Below are 18677 nucleotides of genomic sequence, written 5' to 3' on the forward strand. Positions count from 1 at the left end.
TGTCATTTTCACCCGGCGCGCGCCGCCGCGATCACCCGCAGCCCGCGCACCGCATCGACCGGATCGACCGGCACCGCGCCCTCCCCGCGGATCGCATCGCGCATCGCCCGGTAGAAGCCGCGCCAGTCGCCCGCCTCCGACCGCACCGGCCGCGACGCGCCTTCGCCATCGGTCAGCACGCCCCATTGCGCCTCTGGCTCGATGCCATAGCCGGTGTCGGTCGGCATCCCGGCGGCGCGCAGCACCGCCTCCTGCGGATCGATGCCATATTTGACGAAGCTGCCCTTCGTCCCGTGCAGTGCGAAACGTGGTCGCGGTGCCGCGACCAGTGACGCCGACCCGATCGTTACCCGCCGCGCGCCGTAGCGCAGCACCACTTCGAAATAATCGTCGACCCCGGCCGCGGGACGCTGCTGCGTCACGTCGCCGGCCACCGCATCGGGCATCCCGAACAGGCGGATCGCCTGATCGATCATATGCGGCCCCAGATCGCTCAGCAGCCCGCTACCCGGACCGCCCGCCTCGCGCCAGCCCGGCTTGATCGCCGGGCGGAACCGATCCCAACGGAACTCGGCCAGCATCACCTCGCCCAGCACTTCTTCGCGCAACAGCCGCTCGACGGTCAGGAAATCGCTGTCCCAGCGGCGATTGTGAAACACGCTCAGCAACCGCCCCGCCCCGCGCGCCAGCTGCACCAGCGCCACGGCATCCTCGTCGTCGATCGCCAGCGGCTTGTCGACCACCACATGCCGCCCCGCCGCCAGCGCCGCCTGTGCCAGCGGCGCATGGCTGTCGTTGGGCGTCGCGATCACGACCAGATCGAGGCTGTCGTCGTCGATCAGCGCCTGCGGATCGTCATACCGCCTCGCCGTCGGAAACCGCTCGGTCGACCGCGACGTGGCGATCGCCGCCAGTTCCATCCCCTCGACGCACGCGATCAGGGGCGCATGGAACGACGCGCCGGCAAGGCCGAACCCGATCAGGCCGACGCGCACCATCTCAGCCGAGCTTCGCCAGTTCGGCGGCGACCTTCGCCACCTGTTCGTCGGTAATCGCGCCCCGCGCATAGGGCTGGACCTGCTTCAGGCTCATCGACTTGAACATCGGATAGGCTTCGTGCGCCATCATGCCGGGGAAGTTCGCGTCGAGGATCGCCTTGCCCTTGGGGTTCGCCGCGATCGTCTCGATGCTGCTGTCGATGGTCAGCTTCGCGGCGGCGGGTGCGGCGGCCGGTGCGGTCTGGGCAGTGGCGGCAATCGGCATCGCCAGCAACGCGGCGGTCAACAGGAGCTTCATCGACAATCCCTCCATGGGCTTGGTCGCCCGTGCAAGGACTTAGCGTCCCGCTTGACGATCGCCAAGCGGGGGTGAGAAACAGCGGCGGCAGGGGGCGCCCCCCGCCGTCAGCCGCGTGATGGCATGACGGTGCGCCGGCAGCACCGCAACCGCTGAACCGGACCGACATGCATCCCGTATTGTCACCTCGGACTTTTCCCCGGGGTGACGGACAGAGTCGGCGCTTTCCTTGACGGACAACGCGCCTTCAAACGAACGTCGATCCGGCCGAGGGCCGGACTGTCCCAAAACGAACCAACACCGCTCCGCAAAGGCGCGACGTTCGACAACCGTCAGCGGTCGTACCCCGGCGAAGGCCGGGGCCCAGTTGGGGGCCGCCGGCATCTAACGGATCAGCCGCACCAACTGGACCCCGGCTTCCACCGGGGCACGGCAAACGAACAGGCTCGGGATCGTCAGACGCTAACGCCCCCCGCCGATCACCCCCGCTTCATCCAGCCATGCATCTCCATCCACTTGGCAAAGGCATCGAACCACCCGGTGCTGGTCGTCGTCTTCTGATACATGCCGAAGCCGTGCCCGCCCTGTTCGTACAGGTGGAACTCGACCGGTCGCTTGGCCGCCTTCCACGATTCGATCAGCCCGAACCCGCCATTGGCGAAGAACGGGTCGTCAGCCGCCAGCGCCACGAACAGCGGCGGCGCATCGGCCGGCACGGTCGATGCCGCCAACGGGCCATAGATGTCGCCGATGAACGCCGGCTTCGCCTCGTTCGACGACAGCGTGGTCGCCATGGTCAGCATAGCGCCTGCCGAGAAACCGATCATGCCGATCCGGTTGGGATCGATCTTCCATTCGCCCGCCCGCGACCGGACCAGCGCGAAGGCGGCATTGGCGTCGGCGATCTGCGGCGCCAGCGCGGTCGCGGCCGCCGCCGGATTCGGCCGCGGCGGACGCTGTGCGGTGGCGGAGAACATCGCGGTCATCGACTTTTCGAACCCGGCCATGTCGGCGGGCGTCTGGTTCAACCGGTATTTCAGCACGAACGCCGCGACACCGCGCGCGGCCAGTGCCTTGGCGACGTCCCAGCCCTCATTCTGCATCGACAGCGTGCGGAACCCGCCCCCCGGCGCGACGATCACCGCCGTGCCATTGGCCTTGGCCGGCTCGGGCAGGAACGGGGTCAGCGTCGCGTCGGTGACGTTGCGCGCAAACACGCTGCCATATTGCTGGTGCCATGCCTCGCGTGCCTTGGCATCGGGCAGCGTACCGGTCTTCAGCGGAATCGCATCCGGCTGCGCGGGGATCGCGATCGGCTCCATCTTGTCGCTCTGCGCCAGCGCCGGCGTCGCCACCGCGATCATCGCCCCGCCCACGATCCACGCCAACCGCCGCAGACGCACCTGTTTCCTATCCAGCATGACCATCCTCTCCCTTTGTTATTAGGCGAGTATCCGCGCGGTCGTGCCGCTTGTCCAACGATTCTGTTAGCGGTAACGGACGCCGCCCGATCGGTGCCCAACCCTCGCGGCGCCGTGCGCGATGCGGCAAACCCGTGTCGGCGTCCCTCTCGGGCTCGCCGCTCGCATCCGCGCGTTCCCCGACAATCGCCCACCCCGGGATGGATCGGTTCGGTATCCCGCGCCGCCCATTCTCGAGTTTCGTCGCACGGCTGCAGCTGGGTCCGCGAACGTTCGTCCATCGCGAAAACGACGTGCCGACTGGACTAGGGCCGATCGACATCCAGTTCCTCGGACGCTGCTGTCGTCACGCCTGCGGAGGCGGGAGCCCCTGTGCACCAGCGTCGCGAAACCAGCCGAAACGTCAGCCGTTATGCATTCCTGCCTGCCATGAAATGACGAAAATTCGTGATCTTCGCCGAACGTTGATCGGCCGGATCGACACTCAAGGGCGGTTCTGTCTCTCCCCTCCCTGACAAGGGAGGGGTCGGGGGTGGGTCGGCCCGCGAGGAAGCGTTACACCAGCCCCAAACCTACCCAGCCGCGGCAGGGCGGATGCTCGCTCGACCACGCGGCATGTGCAAAAGTCTCGATCCAGCCCGGTGGGACGATAGGCCGTCACCGCGAACCCGAATCCGAAGATATCGCCCCGCCCTACGCGCCGCGTTCGGCTATGGTCGGATCGACACCCCGCCGCCGCCACGGCAAGCGCCAACCGCGCCGCCGGGCCACCCGCCGCAGGCCCCACAGCATCGGCAACCCGACCACGACCCATGGCAGCGCAGCCACGACGAACGTCACCAGCGCGGCCAGACTGCGCGACAGCGTATCCCCTGCCGTCGCGATGCTCGCCGCGACCGGCGACGAGCCGCCCGGCGTGGCGTTGAACGCGTAATTGATCGTCAGCCGCGACATCGCGACGCGTTGCGCCAGCGCGGCCCGGTTCGCCTTTGCCGCCTCCAGTTCCTCGTTGGTGGCGGCATAGGCGCGTTCGGCTGCGACCAGTTCGCCGACATTGCCCTTGCCCGACCGGATGATCGTCAGCAGCCGTTCGGACAGCGCCTGTTTGGCGCGCACCGCCGCTTCGGCATCGATGACCTGTCGGGTCACGTCCTCGGCCGTGACCTCCCGTCGCAACCGCCTCGCCCCGCCAGCCTCTGCGATCGCATCGAATTGCCGCGTCGTCGCCTCTGCCTGCCGCGCATCGATCAACAGCACGGCTTCGTCGTGGACGACGTGATCGTCTGGACCCGGCGTGTTCAGCGTCGAGCTGACGATCAGGCACCGCCCGGTCCCCAGCCGGCGACATAGCGCCAGTTGCTGCCCTTGCACCGTCGCGACGGTCGGCCGGTCGAACGCATAGCCGATCGTGTAGCTATAGGCGATCTGCGGTCCCGACGCGGGGGCGGCCGGTTCCTCGACGTCGTACAACGTCACGTCGTCCCCGGGCTTGCTGGCGAAGTTACTCGCGCTTCCGCAACCTGCCAGCAACAGCGCGATTCCCAGCGTCCCCGTCCACCACCGCATCGATCCTGCCCCCCTATATCGGGAGCATGACCGACCGACCCGGCGACCGTCAATGCGGGTGTGGACGGCGCTCGTGTTACCTTCGCCGGCTACCCGTCACCCACCGAGTGGGGATCGCCGGCCCCGCCCGCTCCACAAGGCCGGACGGATGACCAGCGACACTCCGCTAACTATCTGCGATTTAGTCATTAAATTAAGGACTGTCCTACAACCGGACAGCATCCTACGCTTCGCACCGTCTTTGAAATCGCCGGCCAGATACCCTTGCGGAAGGTCACAACCGTGTAACCTTCGCAACCTTCGTTCACCCCTGCGCGAACAACTTGGTCCCGACGACACCCACCACGATCAGCACCATGAATCCGGCCTGCACCGGCGCGATCCGCTCCCCGAACAGCACCGCCCCACCGATGATGACGCCGACCGCACCCAACCCGGTCCACACCGCATAGGCCGTCCCCGCCGGGATGCCCCGCATCGCCAGCGCCAGCAGCCCCATATTCACGAACGACAGGGTGATCGGCACCGCCGACGCCAGCAGCGTCCCCTGCCCCGCCGCCCATTTCAGGCTCAGCGCCCAGATGATCTCACACACGACCGCAACCGCCAGTATGGCCCATGCCATGGCGTTTCTCCTATTGCGGGCTCGGTGATGGGAGGGCGCGCCGGAAACCCGAAAGAGACGCCGCCCGAAACGCGAAACGCCGCCCGGCCGGATCGGCGAGGCGGCGTTCCTGCGTCGGTAAAGTGTATCAGTTCAGCCGGTTGCCGCCCAGACCGGCAATCGTCCGGTCGATCAGCGCGCGATCGGCATCGCCCGACAGATGCGTCGAGATCAGCGCGGTCGCGGCCTTGGCGGCGGCATCGGCAGCGGTCGCGCGGACCTCGGCGATGGCGGCCCGCTCGGCGGCGGCGATCTTGTCGGTTGCCATCTTGGCACGACGCTGGGTCAGGTCGGCGGCATCGGCTTCAGCCTTGGCCAGCAGCCCCTGCGCTTCGGCTTCGGCATGGGCGACCATCTCGGCTGCCTGTGCCTCGATCCCGGCGATCTTCGCGGTATATTCGTCGCGCAGCGCCTCGGCCTCGGCCCGCAGCTTGCGCGCCTCCTCCAGCCGGGTGCGGATCACCGCGATCTGTCCGTCGAGCAGCCGGCCGATCACCGCCGGCACGCCCTTGAAGATCAGCACGATCAGGAACAGCAGCATCGCCGCGCTGACCCATGCCGTGCCGTCGAGGCCCAGCGCGGTCGGATCGGGATGATTGGCGGCGGTGGTGCTGCCATGCTCGCTCTCGACCGCATCCACGCCGGTCTTGGGCAGACCTTCCTCGTGGATCGCTTCGTTCAGCGTCGGGCTGACATGCTCAGCCGCGTTGGGATTAGCCATGGAGCACCGCCTTCACCGCGCCATGCGCGTCCTGTTCGCTGACCTGCACGCCCGACACGCGGGCAACGATCGCCTGCGCCGCTTCGGCAGCGACCTGCTCGACCTGCGCCATAGCGGCACCACGCTGGGCGGCGATGTCGGCTTCGGCCTGCGCGACGCGCGCCTGCACCTCGGCATTGGCGGCGGCCAGACGTTCGGCGGCGGCGGCAGCGCCCTTTGCTCGGGCATCGGCCAGCAGCTTCTGCGCCGCTTCACGGCTGGCATTTTCGCGGGTACGCCATGCCACTTCGGTGGCGTCGGCGGCACTGCGCGCCTGATCGGCGGCGGCCAGATCGGCGGCAATGCCCTGGTCGCGCTTGTCAACGGTGCCCTGCACCTTGGGCACCATGCCGAGGCCGACGACCAGGAACACGATGCCGAAGGTCAGCACCAGCCAGAAGACCTGCGACCCCCAGGTCGCGGCGAGCTGCTCGATTTGCGGCATGAAACGTCCCGTATAGGTCTGGTCGACCGGACGCCATCGTCCGGCCGAAACCGGCCCGTGAAGGGCCGGAGATCCGGCGCGGGCAAACCCCGCGCCGGGCGTCACGCAGTTACGCGACGAAGATCAGCAGCACCGCGACGACGAACGCCAGCAGGCCCAAAAGTTCGGCGGCGGCGAAGCCGATGAACATGTTGCCCTGCTGGCTGGCAGCGGCCGACGGGTTGCGCAGTGCGCCCTGCAGGAAAGCGGCGAAGACGTTGCCCACGCCGAGTGCCGCGAGGCCGGCACCGATGGCGGCCAGACCGGCGCCGAGGAACTTGATGGCGTCTGCTTCCATGTCGAAAACTCCCTTGGAAAAATCTGTGTTTGGGTTGGGATCAGTGATGGTCGTGCAGGTGCACGGCATCGTTGATGTAGAGCGAGGTCAGCAGCGCGAAGACATAAGCCTGCACGCCGGCGACCAGCATTTCGAGGGCCGACACGCCGACCATCAGCGCGAAGCTCGGCACGCTGACCAGCACACCGATGCCTGCACCGGCGGCAGTCGAATTGATGATGAAGCCCGCCAGCACCTTCAAAAGGATGTGGCCAGCGGTCATCGCGACGAACAGTCGCAGCGCGAGGCTGAACGGGCGGACCATGAACGACACGAACTCGATCGGCGCGACCAGCAGCAGCACCGGAACCGGCGTACCCTTCGGCGCGAACAGGCTGAAGAAGCGCAGGCCGTGCTTGAACAGGCCGACGATCAGCACGATCGAGAAGCTGGCGATGGCGAGGACGCCGGTCACGGTGAAGTGGCTGGTAACGGTGAACGGGTGCAGCCCAACCAGACCGAAGGGCAGCAACCCGACGACGTTCGCGAACAGGATGAACATGAACAGCGAGAAGACGTAGGGAAGGTACTTGCGCCCCTCATGCCCGATATTCGCGGCGAGCAGCTTGTCGATGAAGCCGGTGAAGCCCTCGACCGCCATCTGCCAGCGACCGGGCACCTGCTGCTGCTTCATGCCGCCGATCATGAACACGAACAACGCGACAGCCGCGACGATCATCCACAATGCCGAATTGGTGAACGGCAGGACGGTATCGCCGAGCGGAATGTTGAAGATCGTCTGCACCTCGAACTGGTGCATCGGATCGATCTTGCCTGCCTGCGCCACGTCGCTTCGCCCCGATATGCCAAGGCGCCCGAAACTTTCAGTCCGGACGCCGGTTCGAAATCCTGATGATGTTCCTGAACGCGCTGACGATCCCGAGGGTCAGCAACACGAGCAGGAGCCAAGGCGAGGTGCCGAGCAGATAATCGAGCGTACCGCCGATCACCGCCCCCCCGACCATTCCGCCGATCAGTTCGGCCAGCACGCGATTGCCGAGGCGGTAGTTCTTTTCCCCCGCTTCGTCACGCGCCTGACCGGTCCGGATCGCCTCGTCCTTCTTCGCCCGGTTCAACCGCTCGTCGAGCGACGTGATCCGGGCGTCTTCGGGCAAGGGGTCTAGTCCGGGCTCGTTCTCCGCCATGTTTCCTCCCAGGACCTGCATAGGCCGGGCCGGAATCCGCCGGATGGCGAGCCCGCCAAGGCAGGCGCGCTTTAGGAAGGTGACGGTTTCGAGTCAACCATAGCGTTCGCGTCGAAACCTTTCGGGACGATGAACGGAAGATGACGGACGCGAGCCGTGTGTGAGGAGCTTGAACTGATGCTAACCAACCGACGACCGACATGTCGGTCAGAAAGGGGGTGATTACTCTGACCCCTGAAGTCGCAACGATCATCATCGGCGCTGGCACGCTGATGGTGGCATTCACTACCCTGGTGCTGAAGATCATCGAGGTAGCCCGTTCGAAATAACGGGAGGGGGCCGGGTTCGCCCGGTCCCCGAATGCAAAGAACCCCGGCCACTGGCATGACCGGGGTTCAAGGAGGCGATACTCTGTTGAAGTCGCAGTTAGCGTATATGGTGACTTGCCGATTTTTTCAATCCCTCACACGCAACGCGGGTCGCGCTCCGGCGCACCGCTGCCGCGCGTTTCCCACGCCCCGCCCGGCGCCTTGTACTTTTCACCCGGCTTGGTCTGCGCGATCAGGTTGCAGCCCGAAACGAACGCGAATTGCTCGACCGTCGCGCCCGCCTGTGCGCCGCGCGTGTACGCCGCCTTGCGCTGGATATTGATGTTCGCGACCAGCGCGCGCAGCTCCGGCGTGCCCGCACCCACGACCCCCAGATAGCCGTCGGGTTGCTCGCCGACCTGCCCTGCGGCGCGCGCCGCCTGATAGGCGGGATCGCGCTGCGCCCATGCGGTGCCGGCAATCCCGGCGACCGCGACGAGGGCGGCTGCGGCAAGGCCGTATTTCACGAAAGCATGCATGGTCAGAATATCCCCGGATTGTCCTGGATCAGCGTCTTCGCTTCTCCGTCGAGACGGTACACCACTTCCTGCGTGATGTTGATGTTCAAGTTGATGACGATCGGCTTGTCGGGCGCGGAGACGTTCACGCATCCGGCGGCCGCACAGGAAGCGGCACCGATCGTCAGGGATTGCAGCATCGTCACGGTTCGCGTCATGGCACGGTCTCGCTTTCGGAAGGCTGAATGGTGGTATCGAGCGGCGCGGGCGGCAAACCCTGTTCGCGGCGGCGCTGTTCGGCCTGCAACGCCGGCAGGTTGCGTTCGATCAGCCGTTTCGGGTCGTAGTAATTCTGCACCGAATCGATCAGCTGGCGGAAGGGCGCCCTGATCCGCACGTTGAAGACGAAGGGCAACCGCGCCAGCCGGCGGATCAGGAAATTGCTGTACGTCCCCTGCCCCTGACTGACCCCGGAAAAACGGATCGCGGTCACCATCTCGCCGGCGATCGGTCCGTCCATCTCGATCGTCAGGCCACGATAGTTCATCGATTTCAGCGCCTGGAAGGCAAGGTTGCCCCAGAAACCGACATCTTCCTTCGACACTTCGCCGACATAGGACAGGTTGCCGCTGCCGCGCGATTGCAGCTTGCCCCCTTCGATGCGGCCCCCGTTGGAATCAAAGATCATCGGCAGCACGCCATCGAACGTGCCCGAAGCGTTGAGATTGTCGAAGGCGAATTGTTGCAAGAACAGCCCGCCATCGACCCCCTTCACCCGGAAGGTCATGCGCCGTTCGCGATCCTCGGCGAAATCGAGGATGGTGGGTTCGAGGATCATCTCGCCCCCTCCCAGCGGCCAGCGCCCGCCCTCGATCTGCACCCGCTGCCCTTCGATCAGGCGGTAGCGGACGACGCCATCGGTGACGGCGATGCCAGGATTCACCTCGGCAATGGTCGCAACCTGCCCCGGTGCGCTGATCAGCCCCAGCAGGTCGGTGAAGCGGATTTCGCCCGACAGGCCGGTGACCGGGCCGAAGGCGGCGGCAAGGTCGGTCCCGGCGGTGCGGAAGGTGCCGGTGCTGGTGACGCCATCCGGGGTCCACGCGATGTCGCCGCGGCCCGACACGCTGCCCTTCACATCAGCGATCACGCCGAAGGTCAGCCGGGTCAGTTCGTTGGGCTGGAACGAATCGCCGAACGTGATGCCGGGGACGTCGAGCACGGCATTGCCACGCCCGGTGGCGAGGTCGTGGGTGATGGTCACGTCGCTGACCTTCACGCCCTTGGCAGGATGCTTCAGCGTACCACCGGCACGAATGTCGTTGCCATTCAGCGTCAGGCGGAAATCGTCGCTGCGCAGCGGTTCGAAGCGAGGGTCGGGGGCGGCGTCGCGGACGCCGACATCGCCGTCCAGCGACAGCACGCCGCCCGCCAGCTTCCAGTCGCCCGATGCGTCGCGAATCAGCAGCGGTACGTTGCCGATCTGCCCCTCGCCACGGTCGAACCGGCCCGCAACGGTGCCGTTTGCAACGCGGCCGGTCAGCGTACCGATGTCGAGGACACTGACCCGTTCCGGGCTTCCGAGCCGGCTTTTTACCCCGTCGAGGACAAAGGCCATGCCGGCCAGCGCGAAGCGCCCGCCCGCCGCCGCCAGCGTGACCGGCGTGCCGCCGAGCCGCCCCTGCAACCGCGTTGCGCCGATACCGACGCCGCCACCGATACGGCCATTTGCCACCCGCAGTATCGCGCCGTCCTGCTGGCATAGCCGAAAGCGGGCAGCATCGAGGTTCAGCGCCGACACCCGCAGGCGATCGAAGGCGACCGGTACGCAATTCGCGTTCACCGTCAGCCGCCCGCCGCCGTCCCAACGCGCGTCGATCGGGAGCGCGAGCCGTTCGACGCGACCGTCGCCGAGCGGGCCGGTCAGTTCGGCACGTGTGTCGATTTGGGTCGCGCCACTGCCTGCGGTGCGGAAATGGATCGGGGCGAGCGCAAGGCGCGCATCGCCCGCCATATAGGGTTCGACCACGGCGGTCCCGGTGACCGGCGCGCCGGGGCCGGCATGACGCAGGCGGATGCTCGCCGCCGGCAGTCCGCCGCCGCCCATCGCCAGCGTTCCGTTCAGCGTCGCACCCTGACCCGATACCCAGCGCACTGGCCCGTCGCGCAGCGTCGCGCGAGCACCGTTCGCGGCGACGAAGGCCAGCCGATCGATTCGCGCCGCCAGCGGCCGTGCGGCGACCTCCGCCGACAGGTCGAAGCGGCAGGCCGCCTGTCCGGCGGCACGGGTGGCGGCCTGCAACAGGGGCGCGACCGGCAGGCCGTCGGCAGCGCTGCCGGTTGCTTCGATGCGGCGGATCAGGACGTCGTCGAGCCGCGCGCCGCGTGCGCCGAGGCGCCCTTCGAAGGCGGGGACGCCACCAACCTCGTAACGGCCCGCGATCGATAGCCCTGCGCCGTCCAGTTGCGGTAGGTCGAACATACCCGAGGCAAGGTCGAGCGTCCCGCGCGTGCCGGTGGCAACGCCGGTGAAGCCGATCGCACCCGACAGGTCGGCAACCCGGGCCTGCGGGGCGGCGATTGCTTCCGCCTTGACGTCGGCCTGCCCCTGCCAGTGGTCGAAGGCAGGCGAGAGTTTCGCGTCGAGGCGGACGACCGGCGAGACCAGTCGGACGTCCCCGCAAGCCGCCTGTCGCGCGCGGACCGGACCGGTCAGCGAGGGGCCGGCGATGGCGGTGCGGAGCGAGACGTTGAGCGCCAGCCGGTCGATGCCGCAGCCGTTCAGCGACAGCCGTTCCGATACCGCCGCCAATTGCCCGACGAAGCCGTTGGCGAGGTTGCCGCGCCCGGCGAGCTTGGCGCCGATCAGGCCATAGGGGGTGGCGAGGCGGATGCGGCCGTCATCGACCGCGACGTTGAAATCGGGGAGCGCGAACGGCTTGCCCGAGGGCGGCGGGAGCAGGCGGTCGATTTGCCCGAACGAGACGGTGCCGTCGGGGCGCAGCGTGGCGCGCAGCCGGGCCTGCCCCACCCGTGCGCCGGTGACCTTAGCGCCGTTCAGGTCGACCCTGGTATCGATTTCCACCCAGTCGGCGATCAGGTCGGGCGCTTTCGGATTGCCGAGCACGACGTCGACCAGACGCTGCCTACCAAGGCCGATTTCGGCAACGCGGTAGCGCGCGGTGACGCCGTGGCGTTCGAGTTCGCGGCGGACGATATCGTCGGCGATCGAGCGGCGCTGCGTCCACAATAGGGCCGCGATCGCCAGGACGATCAGGCAGACGACCAGCAGCACCCGCGCGAAGCGACGCCGCCTGCGACCGGCACGACGCGGCGACGCTTCGGCCTGTTCCGCCCGATCGTCGTCGTCGCCCAGCCCACCCACTCCGTTGTTTCGTCCCGTTGGTCGCGGTTCGGCCCGCCGGGGTCAAGCGCGACAGGCGCGAAACGGTTCCGGCAGCGCAACGGAAGTTGGCGAAGGTTGCACGTAGCGGATACCACGAATTGACCCAACAACATACGAACCATATATGGTTCGTATCGAGTATCAGGAGGAGCGACGAGAATGGGGATCGTGAAGATCGACGACGATTTGCACGCCGAAGTTCGCAGGGCGAGCGCGGTGATGTGCCGGTCGATCAATGCGCAGGCCGAGTTCTGGATGAAGATCGGGATGTTGGCCGAAGCGAACCCGACGCTGCCTTTCACCGAAATCGTCCGCGCAGAGCTGGCCGCGGTCCAGACCCCGCCTGCCGACGCGATCGCCGCCTGAGATGGTCAAGACCCCCGACGAACTGGCGCCGATGCGGATTTCGGGCAGGCTGCTGGCGCGCGTGTTCGAAATGCTCGACGAAACCAATCTGGCTGGCATGTCGACGCTGGCGATAAATGACTTGGTCGAACGCTTCATCACCCACGACCTTGCCGCGCGACCGGCGAGCAAAGGGCAATACGGCTTCAAGTTCGTGCTCAATTGCTCGATCAACCAGGTGGTGTGCCACGGCGTGCCCGATGCCGAGGCGATCGTCCGCGACGGCGACATCATCAACCTCGACATCACGCTCGAAAAGAACGGGTTCATCGCCGATTCGAGCAAGACCTATCTGGTCGGCGAAGTCGCGCCGGCCGCACGCCGGCTGGTGAAGGTAGCGCAGGAGGCGATGTGGCAGGGCATCGGCCAAGTGAAGCCCGGCGCGCATCTGGGCGATATCGGCTTCGCGATCGAACGCCATGCCAAGAAGCACGGATATTCGGTGGTCCGCGAATATTGCGGCCACGGCATCGGCCGCGAAATGCACGAGGCGCCCGAGGTGATGAACTTCGGCAAGCCGGGCAAGGGCGTGCGGTTGCGCGAGGGCATGACGTTCACGATCGAGCCGATGGTCAATCAGGGGACGCGGCGGGTCGAGACCGAGGACGATGGCTGGACCGTCGTGACCGGTGACGGGAAGCTGTCGGCACAGTTCGAGCATACCGTCGCTGTGACCGCGACCGGGGTCGAGGTGCTGACATTGCGGCGGGACGAGAGGGTTTAGAGATGGCGTTTGGCAACCTTTGGCCCCTCCCTGACAGCGAGGGGAGTTTCGGTCTCGCACGTCCCTGCCCGATCGGCTAACCCGAACCGATGAACACGCCTCTCGAAACCGATGGCACCGGCCACCGCGCGCGGCTGCGGGGACGGTTGTTGGAGCATGGCGGGGAGGCGCTGCTCGATCATGAGCTGGTCGAATATCTGCTGACGCTCGCCATTCCGCGGCGCGATACCAAGCCGCTGGCGAAGACCTTGCTGCACGAATTCGGCGGGATCGGCGGGTTGTTGTCGGCCGATCCGGCGGCGCTGGGCAAGGTGGCCGGCATGGGCGATACTGCCGTTGCCGCGATCCGGATCGCGCAGTGCGCGGCGACGCGGATGTTGCAGGCGCAGGTGCTGGCGCGGCCGGTGCTGTCGAACTGGCAGGCACTGCTCGATTACCTGCATGCCGATATGGCGCATCAGGCGGTCGAGCGGATCCGGGTGTTGCACCTCAACACCCGCAATCTGCTGATCCGCGACGAACTGGTGGCGGAGGGGACGCTGGACGAAGCGCCGCTCTATACGCGCGAGGTGATCCATCGTGCGCTGGATCTCGGGTCGGCGGCGCTGATCCTGGTCCACAACCATCCGAGCGGCGACCATAGTCCCAGCCGGGCCGATATCGACCTGACCCGACAGATCGCCGCCGCCGGCAAGCCGCTCGGCATCACCGTCCACGACCACCTCATCATCGGCGCAAAGGGGCATACGAGTCTCCGCGCACAGGGAATGTTATGACATTGACGAACAAGCAGAAGATGATCGCCGGCGAGCTGTACGACGCGGGCGATCCCGAACTGGTCGCCGACGTCATGGCGGCGGCGAAGTGGATGGACCGGTATAATGCGCGGATCGGTGCGGAGCGGGACGAGCTGCTCGGGTTGCTGCGCGAAGGGCTGGGCGCGGTTGGCGACGGCGTCATCATCCGCCCGCCCTTCCATATCGATTACGGCTACAACATCACCGTCGGCGAGGGGGTGTTCCTGAACTATGGATGCGTCATTCTCGACGTATGTGCGGTGACGATCGGGGCAAAGACCCAGATCGGGCCGGGCGTGCAGATCCTGACCGCCGACCATCCGCGCGATCCGGCGGTGCGGGCGCAGATGCTGGAATTCGGGCGGCCGATCGTGATCGGGGCGAATGTGTGGATCGGTGGCGCAGCGTTGCTGCTGCCGGGGATCACGGTCGGCGATGATGCAATCATCGGGGCGGGGTCGGTAGTGACGCGCGATGTGCCGGCGGGGGCGACCGTGGTGGGGAATCCCGCTCGGGTTCGGTAGAGGAAATTGGTTCACGCGAAGGCGCGGAGGGGTTGCGTCTGCCCGGACGCCATTCCCGTCTGACGGCCTCTATTGATTGCTGATACGAGCGATATGGTTCTCGTTCGCGGTCGATCAGCCCGGTGCGCGAACCTGCTCCCCTCCCTGACAAGGGAGGGATTGGGGTGGGTCGGTCGGTTGGCGGGCGTTCCCTTCCCTCGCGGAGCTACCCACCCCCAGCCCCTTGTCAGGGAGGGGAGTTGCGCGGTGGTGACGATATCGAACGGCGGCACAGGAAAACGACCGCCGGGATCGCTCCCGGCGGTCGTTTCGATATCAGCGTTCAGTGACGATCAGGCGCTCTGGCTGAGGAAGCTGGTCAGTTCCGCCTTCGACACCGCCTTGGACCTGTCCTTGTCGGCCTGCGCAAACGCCTGCTTCACCCACTTCTTGACCTCGGGCTTCTCGGCGGTCACGCCGGGTTCGCTGGCCGAGCGCAGCGCGACCATCCATTCGCCGAACTGCCGCTCGCTCAACTGGCCCTTCCCGTCCTTGTCATATTTCGGGAATTCGGTCTCGACGATCTGCGCGATCTGCGTGCTGCTGGCGGGCTGACCCGCTTCGGCGGTGGTCTGCGCGGTCTGTGTCGACGGATCGGCCGGGGCTGCCGGTGCGGCCTGCGTTGCAGCTACCGCCGGATCAGCCGCAGTCGTCGCCGGTTCGGCGGGTACCGTTTGTGCGGTCGGGGCAGTGGTTTGCGCTGGTGCTGCGTCCTGTGCAAATGCCGGGGTCGACATCAGAACGGCACTGGCGAGAAGAATACGCTTCATCATCGAATTTCTCCTTACGGATTGCTTCGGTCTTTCATCCAGCCGGTCCAAACATAGTTCGAACGACTGTGCGATGACGAAAACCATCTAGGTCGTTTCACGTTCGATTGAACCCCCTTTCACTGATCTTCTATCGCAGGACAGGCTCGATTCATCCCTCACTTGTTGCTAGGGCGCGGCAAACCGTTCGCCCGTTTTGAAAGGCTCGCACATGATTCCGCGCTATTCCCGTCCCGAAATGTCCGCACTGTGGGAGCCGCAGTCGCGATTCCGCATCTGGTTCGAGATCGAGGCACATGCCACCGACGCGCTGGCCGAGCTGGGCGTGGTGCCGAAGGAAGCGGCCGAAAAGATCTGGGCGATGAACGACGCCGATTTCGACGTCGCGCGGATCGACGCGATCGAGGCGGAGACGAAGCATGACGTCATCGCCTTCCTGACGCATGTGTCGGAGCGGACCGGGCCGGAAGCGCGCTTCCTGCATCAGGGCATGACCAGTTCGGACGTGCTCGACACCTGTCTGGCGGTGCAGCTGGCGCGGGCGTCGGACATTTTGCTCGCCGATCTCGACAAGCTGCTGGCGGTGATCGAGCGCCGTGCGCGCGAACATAAGCTGACCCCGACGATCGGCCGCAGCCATGGCATCCATGCCGAGCCGGTGACGTTCGGGTTGAAGCTCGCACAAGCCTATGCCGAGTTCGATCGCTGCCGGACACGGCTGAAGAATGCGCGGGCGGAAGTGGCGACCTGTGCGATTTCGGGTGCGGTCGGCACGTTTGCGAACATCGATCCGCGCGTCGAGGAGCATGTCGCCGAGAAGATGGGCCTCACCGTCGAGCCGGTGTCGACGCAGGTCATCCCGCGTGACCGCCACGCGATGTATTTCGCGACGCTGGGCGTGATCGCCGGGTCGATCGAGCGGCTGGCCACCGAAATCCGCCATTTGCAGCGCACCGAAGTGCTGGAGGCGGAAGAATATTTCTCGCCGGGGCAGAAGGGTTCGTCGGCGATGCCGCACAAGCGCAACCCGGTGCTGACCGAGAACCTGACCGGCCTTGCCCGCATGGTACGTGGCTATGTGACGCCGGCGCTGGAGAATGTCGCGCTGTGGCATGAGCGCGACATCTCGCACTCGTCGGTCGAGCGGTACATCGGCCCCGACGCGACGATCACGCTCGACTTCGCGCTCACCCGCCTTACGGGCGTGATCGACAAGCTGGTCGTGTATCCGGCGCGGATGGAGAAGAACCTGAACAAGATGGGCGGCCTCGTCCATTCGCAGCGCGTGCTGCTGGCGTTGACGCAAGCCGGGGTGAGCCGCGAGGATTCGTACCGCTACGTCCAGCGGAACGCGATGAAGGTGTGGGAATCGGACGGCGAGTTGTCGCTGCTCGAACTGCTCAAGGCCGATGCGGACGTCGCCGCCGCGCTGTCGGCGGACGAGATCGAGAGCCGGTTCGACCTTGGCTATCACTACAAGCATGTCGACACGATCTTTGCCCGGGTGTTCGGGCAGGCATGACCGGGTGCCCCGCCGGGCCGCAGGGTCCGGCGGGGCGATAGTATAATGTTACTGCCGAAGCGCTATGCCGGCGTCATGATGTTTGGTCGCTCGAAACCCGATATGGAAACCCGCACGGCATTGGCGATGTTTCGACATTCGCCCGACGCCGTGCTGCTGCTGAAGGGCGGCACGTTCGTCGAATGCAACCCTGCGGCAGAGGAGGTTTACGGCCAGCCGCGCGGCGCGATCCTCGGCCAGAACCCGGTCGTCTTCTCACGCGCCACCCAAGGCGATGGCCGGCCGAGCATGGAGCATGTCGGCGAACGCGTACAGCAGGCGATCAGCGAAGGCTTTGCGCGGTTCGAATGGTTCAACCTGCGCGGGTCCGACGAAGTGCGGATGCTGGTCACGCTGATCCCGATCCCGCACGAGGCCGCCGATGCGGTGCTGGTGCAGATCCAGGACCTGACCAATACCGGGCGGGTGGTCGATGCGCTGACGCGGGGGCTGTCGTCGCTGGCGGACGGCGACCTGAACGTGCGGCTGAATACCCCGTTCAGCAGCGAATTCGAACCGCTGCGGGCAAGCTTCAACACCGCGGCATCGCGGATGGCGGAGTCGATGACGTCGGTAGCCTCGGTCGCCGCCGCGCTGCATAACGGGTGCAGCGACATCCGGCAGGCGTCCGACGACCTGTCACGCCGGACCGAACAGCAGGCGGCGAGCCTGGAGGAATCGGCGGCGGCGATCCAGGAAGTGACGCAGAATGTCCGCGAGGTGGCGACGCTGGTCGGTACGACCGAGGCGATCGTCGCCGACGCCCACCGCGATGCGCAGAATTCGAGCGGGATCGTCAGCGATACGACCGAGGCAATGGCGGGAATCGAACGCGCGTCGCAGGAAATCGGCGAGATCATCTCGGTCATCGACGGCATCGCCTTCCAAACCAATCTGCTCGCGCTGAACGCCGGGGTCGAGGCCGCGCGTGCCGGCGACGCGGACAAGGGCTTTGCAGTGGTCGCTTCCGAAGTGCGGGCGCTGGCGCAGCGATCGGCGGATGCGGCAAAGGATGTGAAGGCGCGGGTGACCGCCTCGACCGAACAGGTCGACCGGGGCGTGCAGCTGGTATCGACCACCGGCGTGGCGCTAAAGCGGATCACCGACCAGATGGACCGTATCAGCAACCTGATCGGCAGCATCGCGACATCGGCCCGGCAACAGGCGGAGTCGCTGGGCCAGATCAACATCGCGGTCGGCGAAATGGACAGCATCACCCAGCACAATGCGGCGATGGTCGAGGAAACGACCGCCGCCGCGCGCGGGTTGGCCGACGAAGCGGCACGGCTGCACGAAGCGGTGGGCGTGTTTCAGGTGGGACAGGCCCCGGCGGCGGCACCGGCATTGCGGATGGTCGCCGGCGGACGGTGGTGAGGTAGCAGCGCCGGTCCGCTACCGGGCCGGACGCTCCATATACAGCGCGCCCGCGCCGAACCCGTCGGCGTCGCCCGGCGTCGCGACAAAGCCCTGTTTCGACCAATAGGCGTCGGCGCCCCCGACCGCGATGAGCGCGAGCGTGTCGATGCCGTGATTGGCGGCGACCGCGGCGAGGATCGGAAGCAGGCGTTCGACCGCCTTCTGCCCCCTGCCCTCCGGGGTGACGACGACGTCGTGGAGATACCAGCAACCGGGATTCGGCGGCAGCGTGCCGAGCAGGATATGCATCGCCGGCGGCGTGCGGCGGACCCATGGATGGCTGATGCAATGGCCGGTGATCGTGCCGGCATCGTCGACAAGCACCCAACAGCCATCGCGGGCGAGCGCGATACGTTCGGCGTAGAGTTCCGCCGCCTCGCCATAGTCGCCGAGTTCGGCGCGGGCGAGCGTGGCGATTCGCGGGGCATCGTCGGCGATGGCGGGGCGCCACTGGGCGGTCATGGTTGATGAATTCCGTTTAAACTCATGCCCTTCCCGTCATCCCGGCGCAGGCCGGGATCCATGGACGGCGGAAC

At 66.5% G+C, this 18677-nt stretch carries 22 protein-coding genes; 7 read left to right on the forward strand and 15 right to left on the reverse strand.

The genetic code is table 11. The annotated features are described in order from the left end of the window. Positions 1-8: 8 nt before the first annotated feature. The 10 genes from ASE59_RS06970 to ASE59_RS07015 all read right to left on the reverse strand — a co-directional run bounded on the left by ASE59_RS06970 (position 9) and on the right by ASE59_RS07015 (position 7673). On the reverse strand, positions 9-998 hold the full coding sequence (locus ASE59_RS06970) for an oxidoreductase (RefSeq protein ID WP_056454230.1): 990 nt from the start codon (positions 996-998) through the stop codon (positions 9-11). Between the two features lies 1 nt (position 999). Beyond that, positions 1000-1296: a hypothetical protein gene (locus ASE59_RS06975; RefSeq protein WP_056454825.1), complete on the reverse strand. Its 297-nt coding sequence runs from the start codon at positions 1294-1296 to the stop codon at positions 1000-1002. 479 nt (positions 1297-1775) lie between these two features. Then, positions 1776-2717, reverse strand: a complete 942-nt coding sequence (locus ASE59_RS06980) for an alpha/beta hydrolase (protein WP_235515670.1) — start codon at positions 2715-2717, stop codon at positions 1776-1778. A gap of 693 nt (positions 2718-3410) precedes the next feature. Further along, positions 3411-4283 (reverse strand): DUF4349 domain-containing protein, encoded by an 873-nt coding sequence (locus tag ASE59_RS06985; protein WP_056454236.1) that lies wholly within the window; start codon positions 4281-4283, stop codon positions 3411-3413. 304 nt (positions 4284-4587) lie between these two features. Then, positions 4588-4908, reverse strand: a complete 321-nt coding sequence (locus ASE59_RS06990; RefSeq protein ID WP_056454238.1) for a DMT family transporter — start codon at positions 4906-4908, stop codon at positions 4588-4590. Between the two features lie 127 nt (positions 4909-5035). Next, positions 5036-5668, reverse strand: a complete 633-nt coding sequence (locus ASE59_RS06995; RefSeq protein WP_056454242.1) for a hypothetical protein — start codon at positions 5666-5668, stop codon at positions 5036-5038. Continuing rightward, on the reverse strand, positions 5661-6152 hold the full coding sequence (locus tag ASE59_RS07000; protein ID WP_056454245.1) for an ATPase: 492 nt from the start codon (positions 6150-6152) through the stop codon (positions 5661-5663). The genes ASE59_RS06995 and ASE59_RS07000 overlap by 8 nt, the downstream gene beginning before the upstream one ends. 109 nt (positions 6153-6261) lie before the next feature. Then, the gene (locus tag ASE59_RS07005) at positions 6262-6489 is read right to left on the reverse strand and encodes a F0F1 ATP synthase subunit C (protein ID WP_055998526.1); all 228 of its coding nucleotides are present in this window, start codon (positions 6487-6489) and stop codon (positions 6262-6264) included. A gap of 40 nt (positions 6490-6529) precedes the next feature. Beyond that, entirely contained in the window at positions 6530-7315 is a 786-nt protein-coding gene (locus ASE59_RS07010) for a F0F1 ATP synthase subunit A (protein ID WP_056454248.1), read from the reverse strand. Between the two features lie 37 nt (positions 7316-7352). Next, positions 7353-7673, reverse strand: coding sequence for an AtpZ/AtpI family protein (locus ASE59_RS07015; RefSeq protein WP_056454251.1), 321 nt, complete (start codon positions 7671-7673; stop codon positions 7353-7355). A gap of 200 nt (positions 7674-7873) precedes the next feature. Here ASE59_RS07015 and ASE59_RS20880 point away from each other — a divergent pair, with 200 nt between their 5' ends. Beyond that, positions 7874-8002, forward strand: a complete 129-nt coding sequence (locus ASE59_RS20880) for a hypothetical protein (RefSeq protein WP_268795262.1) — start codon at positions 7874-7876, stop codon at positions 8000-8002. Positions 8003-8136: 134 nt separating this feature from the next. Here the strand turns inward: ASE59_RS20880 and ASE59_RS07020 are convergent, their stop codons facing one another. Genes ASE59_RS07020 through ASE59_RS07030 form a run of 3 tightly spaced genes read right to left on the reverse strand, consistent with a single transcriptional unit; the run spans position 8137 to position 11884 of the window. Further along, positions 8137-8520, reverse strand: a complete 384-nt coding sequence (locus ASE59_RS07020; protein WP_056454254.1) for a YdbL family protein — start codon at positions 8518-8520, stop codon at positions 8137-8139. A 2-nt stretch (positions 8521-8522) separates the two neighbouring features. Next, positions 8523-8699, reverse strand: coding sequence for a YnbE family lipoprotein (locus ASE59_RS07025; protein WP_414899162.1), 177 nt, complete (start codon positions 8697-8699; stop codon positions 8523-8525). A gap of 14 nt (positions 8700-8713) precedes the next feature. Beyond that, complete coding sequence (locus ASE59_RS07030) at positions 8714-11884, reverse strand: YdbH domain-containing protein (protein ID WP_235515671.1); 3171 nt, start codon at positions 11882-11884, stop codon at positions 8714-8716. A gap of 180 nt (positions 11885-12064) precedes the next feature. On the opposite strand from ASE59_RS07030, the gene ASE59_RS07035 reads away from it, so the two are divergent. The 4 genes from ASE59_RS07035 (at position 12065) to ASE59_RS07050 (ending at position 14355) form a co-directional block, all read left to right on the forward strand. Then, on the forward strand, positions 12065-12271 hold the full coding sequence (locus tag ASE59_RS07035) for a ParD-like family protein (protein ID WP_056454260.1): 207 nt from the start codon (positions 12065-12067) through the stop codon (positions 12269-12271). A 1-nt stretch (position 12272) separates the two neighbouring features. Next, positions 12273-13034, forward strand: coding sequence for a type I methionyl aminopeptidase (map, locus tag ASE59_RS07040; protein WP_056454265.1), 762 nt, complete (start codon positions 12273-12275; stop codon positions 13032-13034). A gap of 89 nt (positions 13035-13123) precedes the next feature. Then, positions 13124-13810, forward strand: coding sequence for a RadC family protein (gene radC / locus ASE59_RS07045; RefSeq protein ID WP_056454267.1), 687 nt, complete (start codon positions 13124-13126; stop codon positions 13808-13810). After that, on the forward strand, positions 13807-14355 hold the full coding sequence (locus ASE59_RS07050) for a sugar O-acetyltransferase (protein WP_056454269.1): 549 nt from the start codon (positions 13807-13809) through the stop codon (positions 14353-14355). Before radC ends, ASE59_RS07050 begins: the two co-directional genes overlap by 4 nt. A gap of 332 nt (positions 14356-14687) precedes the next feature. On the opposite strand, the gene ASE59_RS07055 is transcribed toward ASE59_RS07050, so the two are convergent. Then, complete coding sequence (locus tag ASE59_RS07055; protein WP_235515672.1) at positions 14688-15164, reverse strand: EF-hand domain-containing protein; 477 nt, start codon at positions 15162-15164, stop codon at positions 14688-14690. A 211-nt stretch (positions 15165-15375) separates the two neighbouring features. On the opposite strand from ASE59_RS07055, the gene purB reads away from it, so the two are divergent. Further along, complete coding sequence (gene purB, locus ASE59_RS07060) at positions 15376-16686, forward strand: adenylosuccinate lyase (RefSeq protein ID WP_056454274.1); 1311 nt, start codon at positions 15376-15378, stop codon at positions 16684-16686. 45 nt (positions 16687-16731) lie between these two features. After that, on the forward strand, positions 16732-18099 hold the full coding sequence (locus ASE59_RS07065) for a methyl-accepting chemotaxis protein (RefSeq protein ID WP_235515673.1): 1368 nt from the start codon (positions 16732-16734) through the stop codon (positions 18097-18099). Positions 18100-18117: 18 nt separating this feature from the next. Here ASE59_RS07065 and ASE59_RS07070 read toward each other — a convergent pair whose 3' ends face one another. Then, positions 18118-18603: a GNAT family N-acetyltransferase gene (locus ASE59_RS07070; protein WP_056454277.1), complete on the reverse strand. Its 486-nt coding sequence runs from the start codon at positions 18601-18603 to the stop codon at positions 18118-18120. Positions 18604-18677: the final 74 nt, after the last annotated feature.

Origin of the sequence: Sphingomonas sp. Leaf10, from assembly GCF_001421245.1 — a bacterium.
Lineage (GTDB): Bacteria > Pseudomonadota > Alphaproteobacteria > Sphingomonadales > Sphingomonadaceae > Sphingomonas.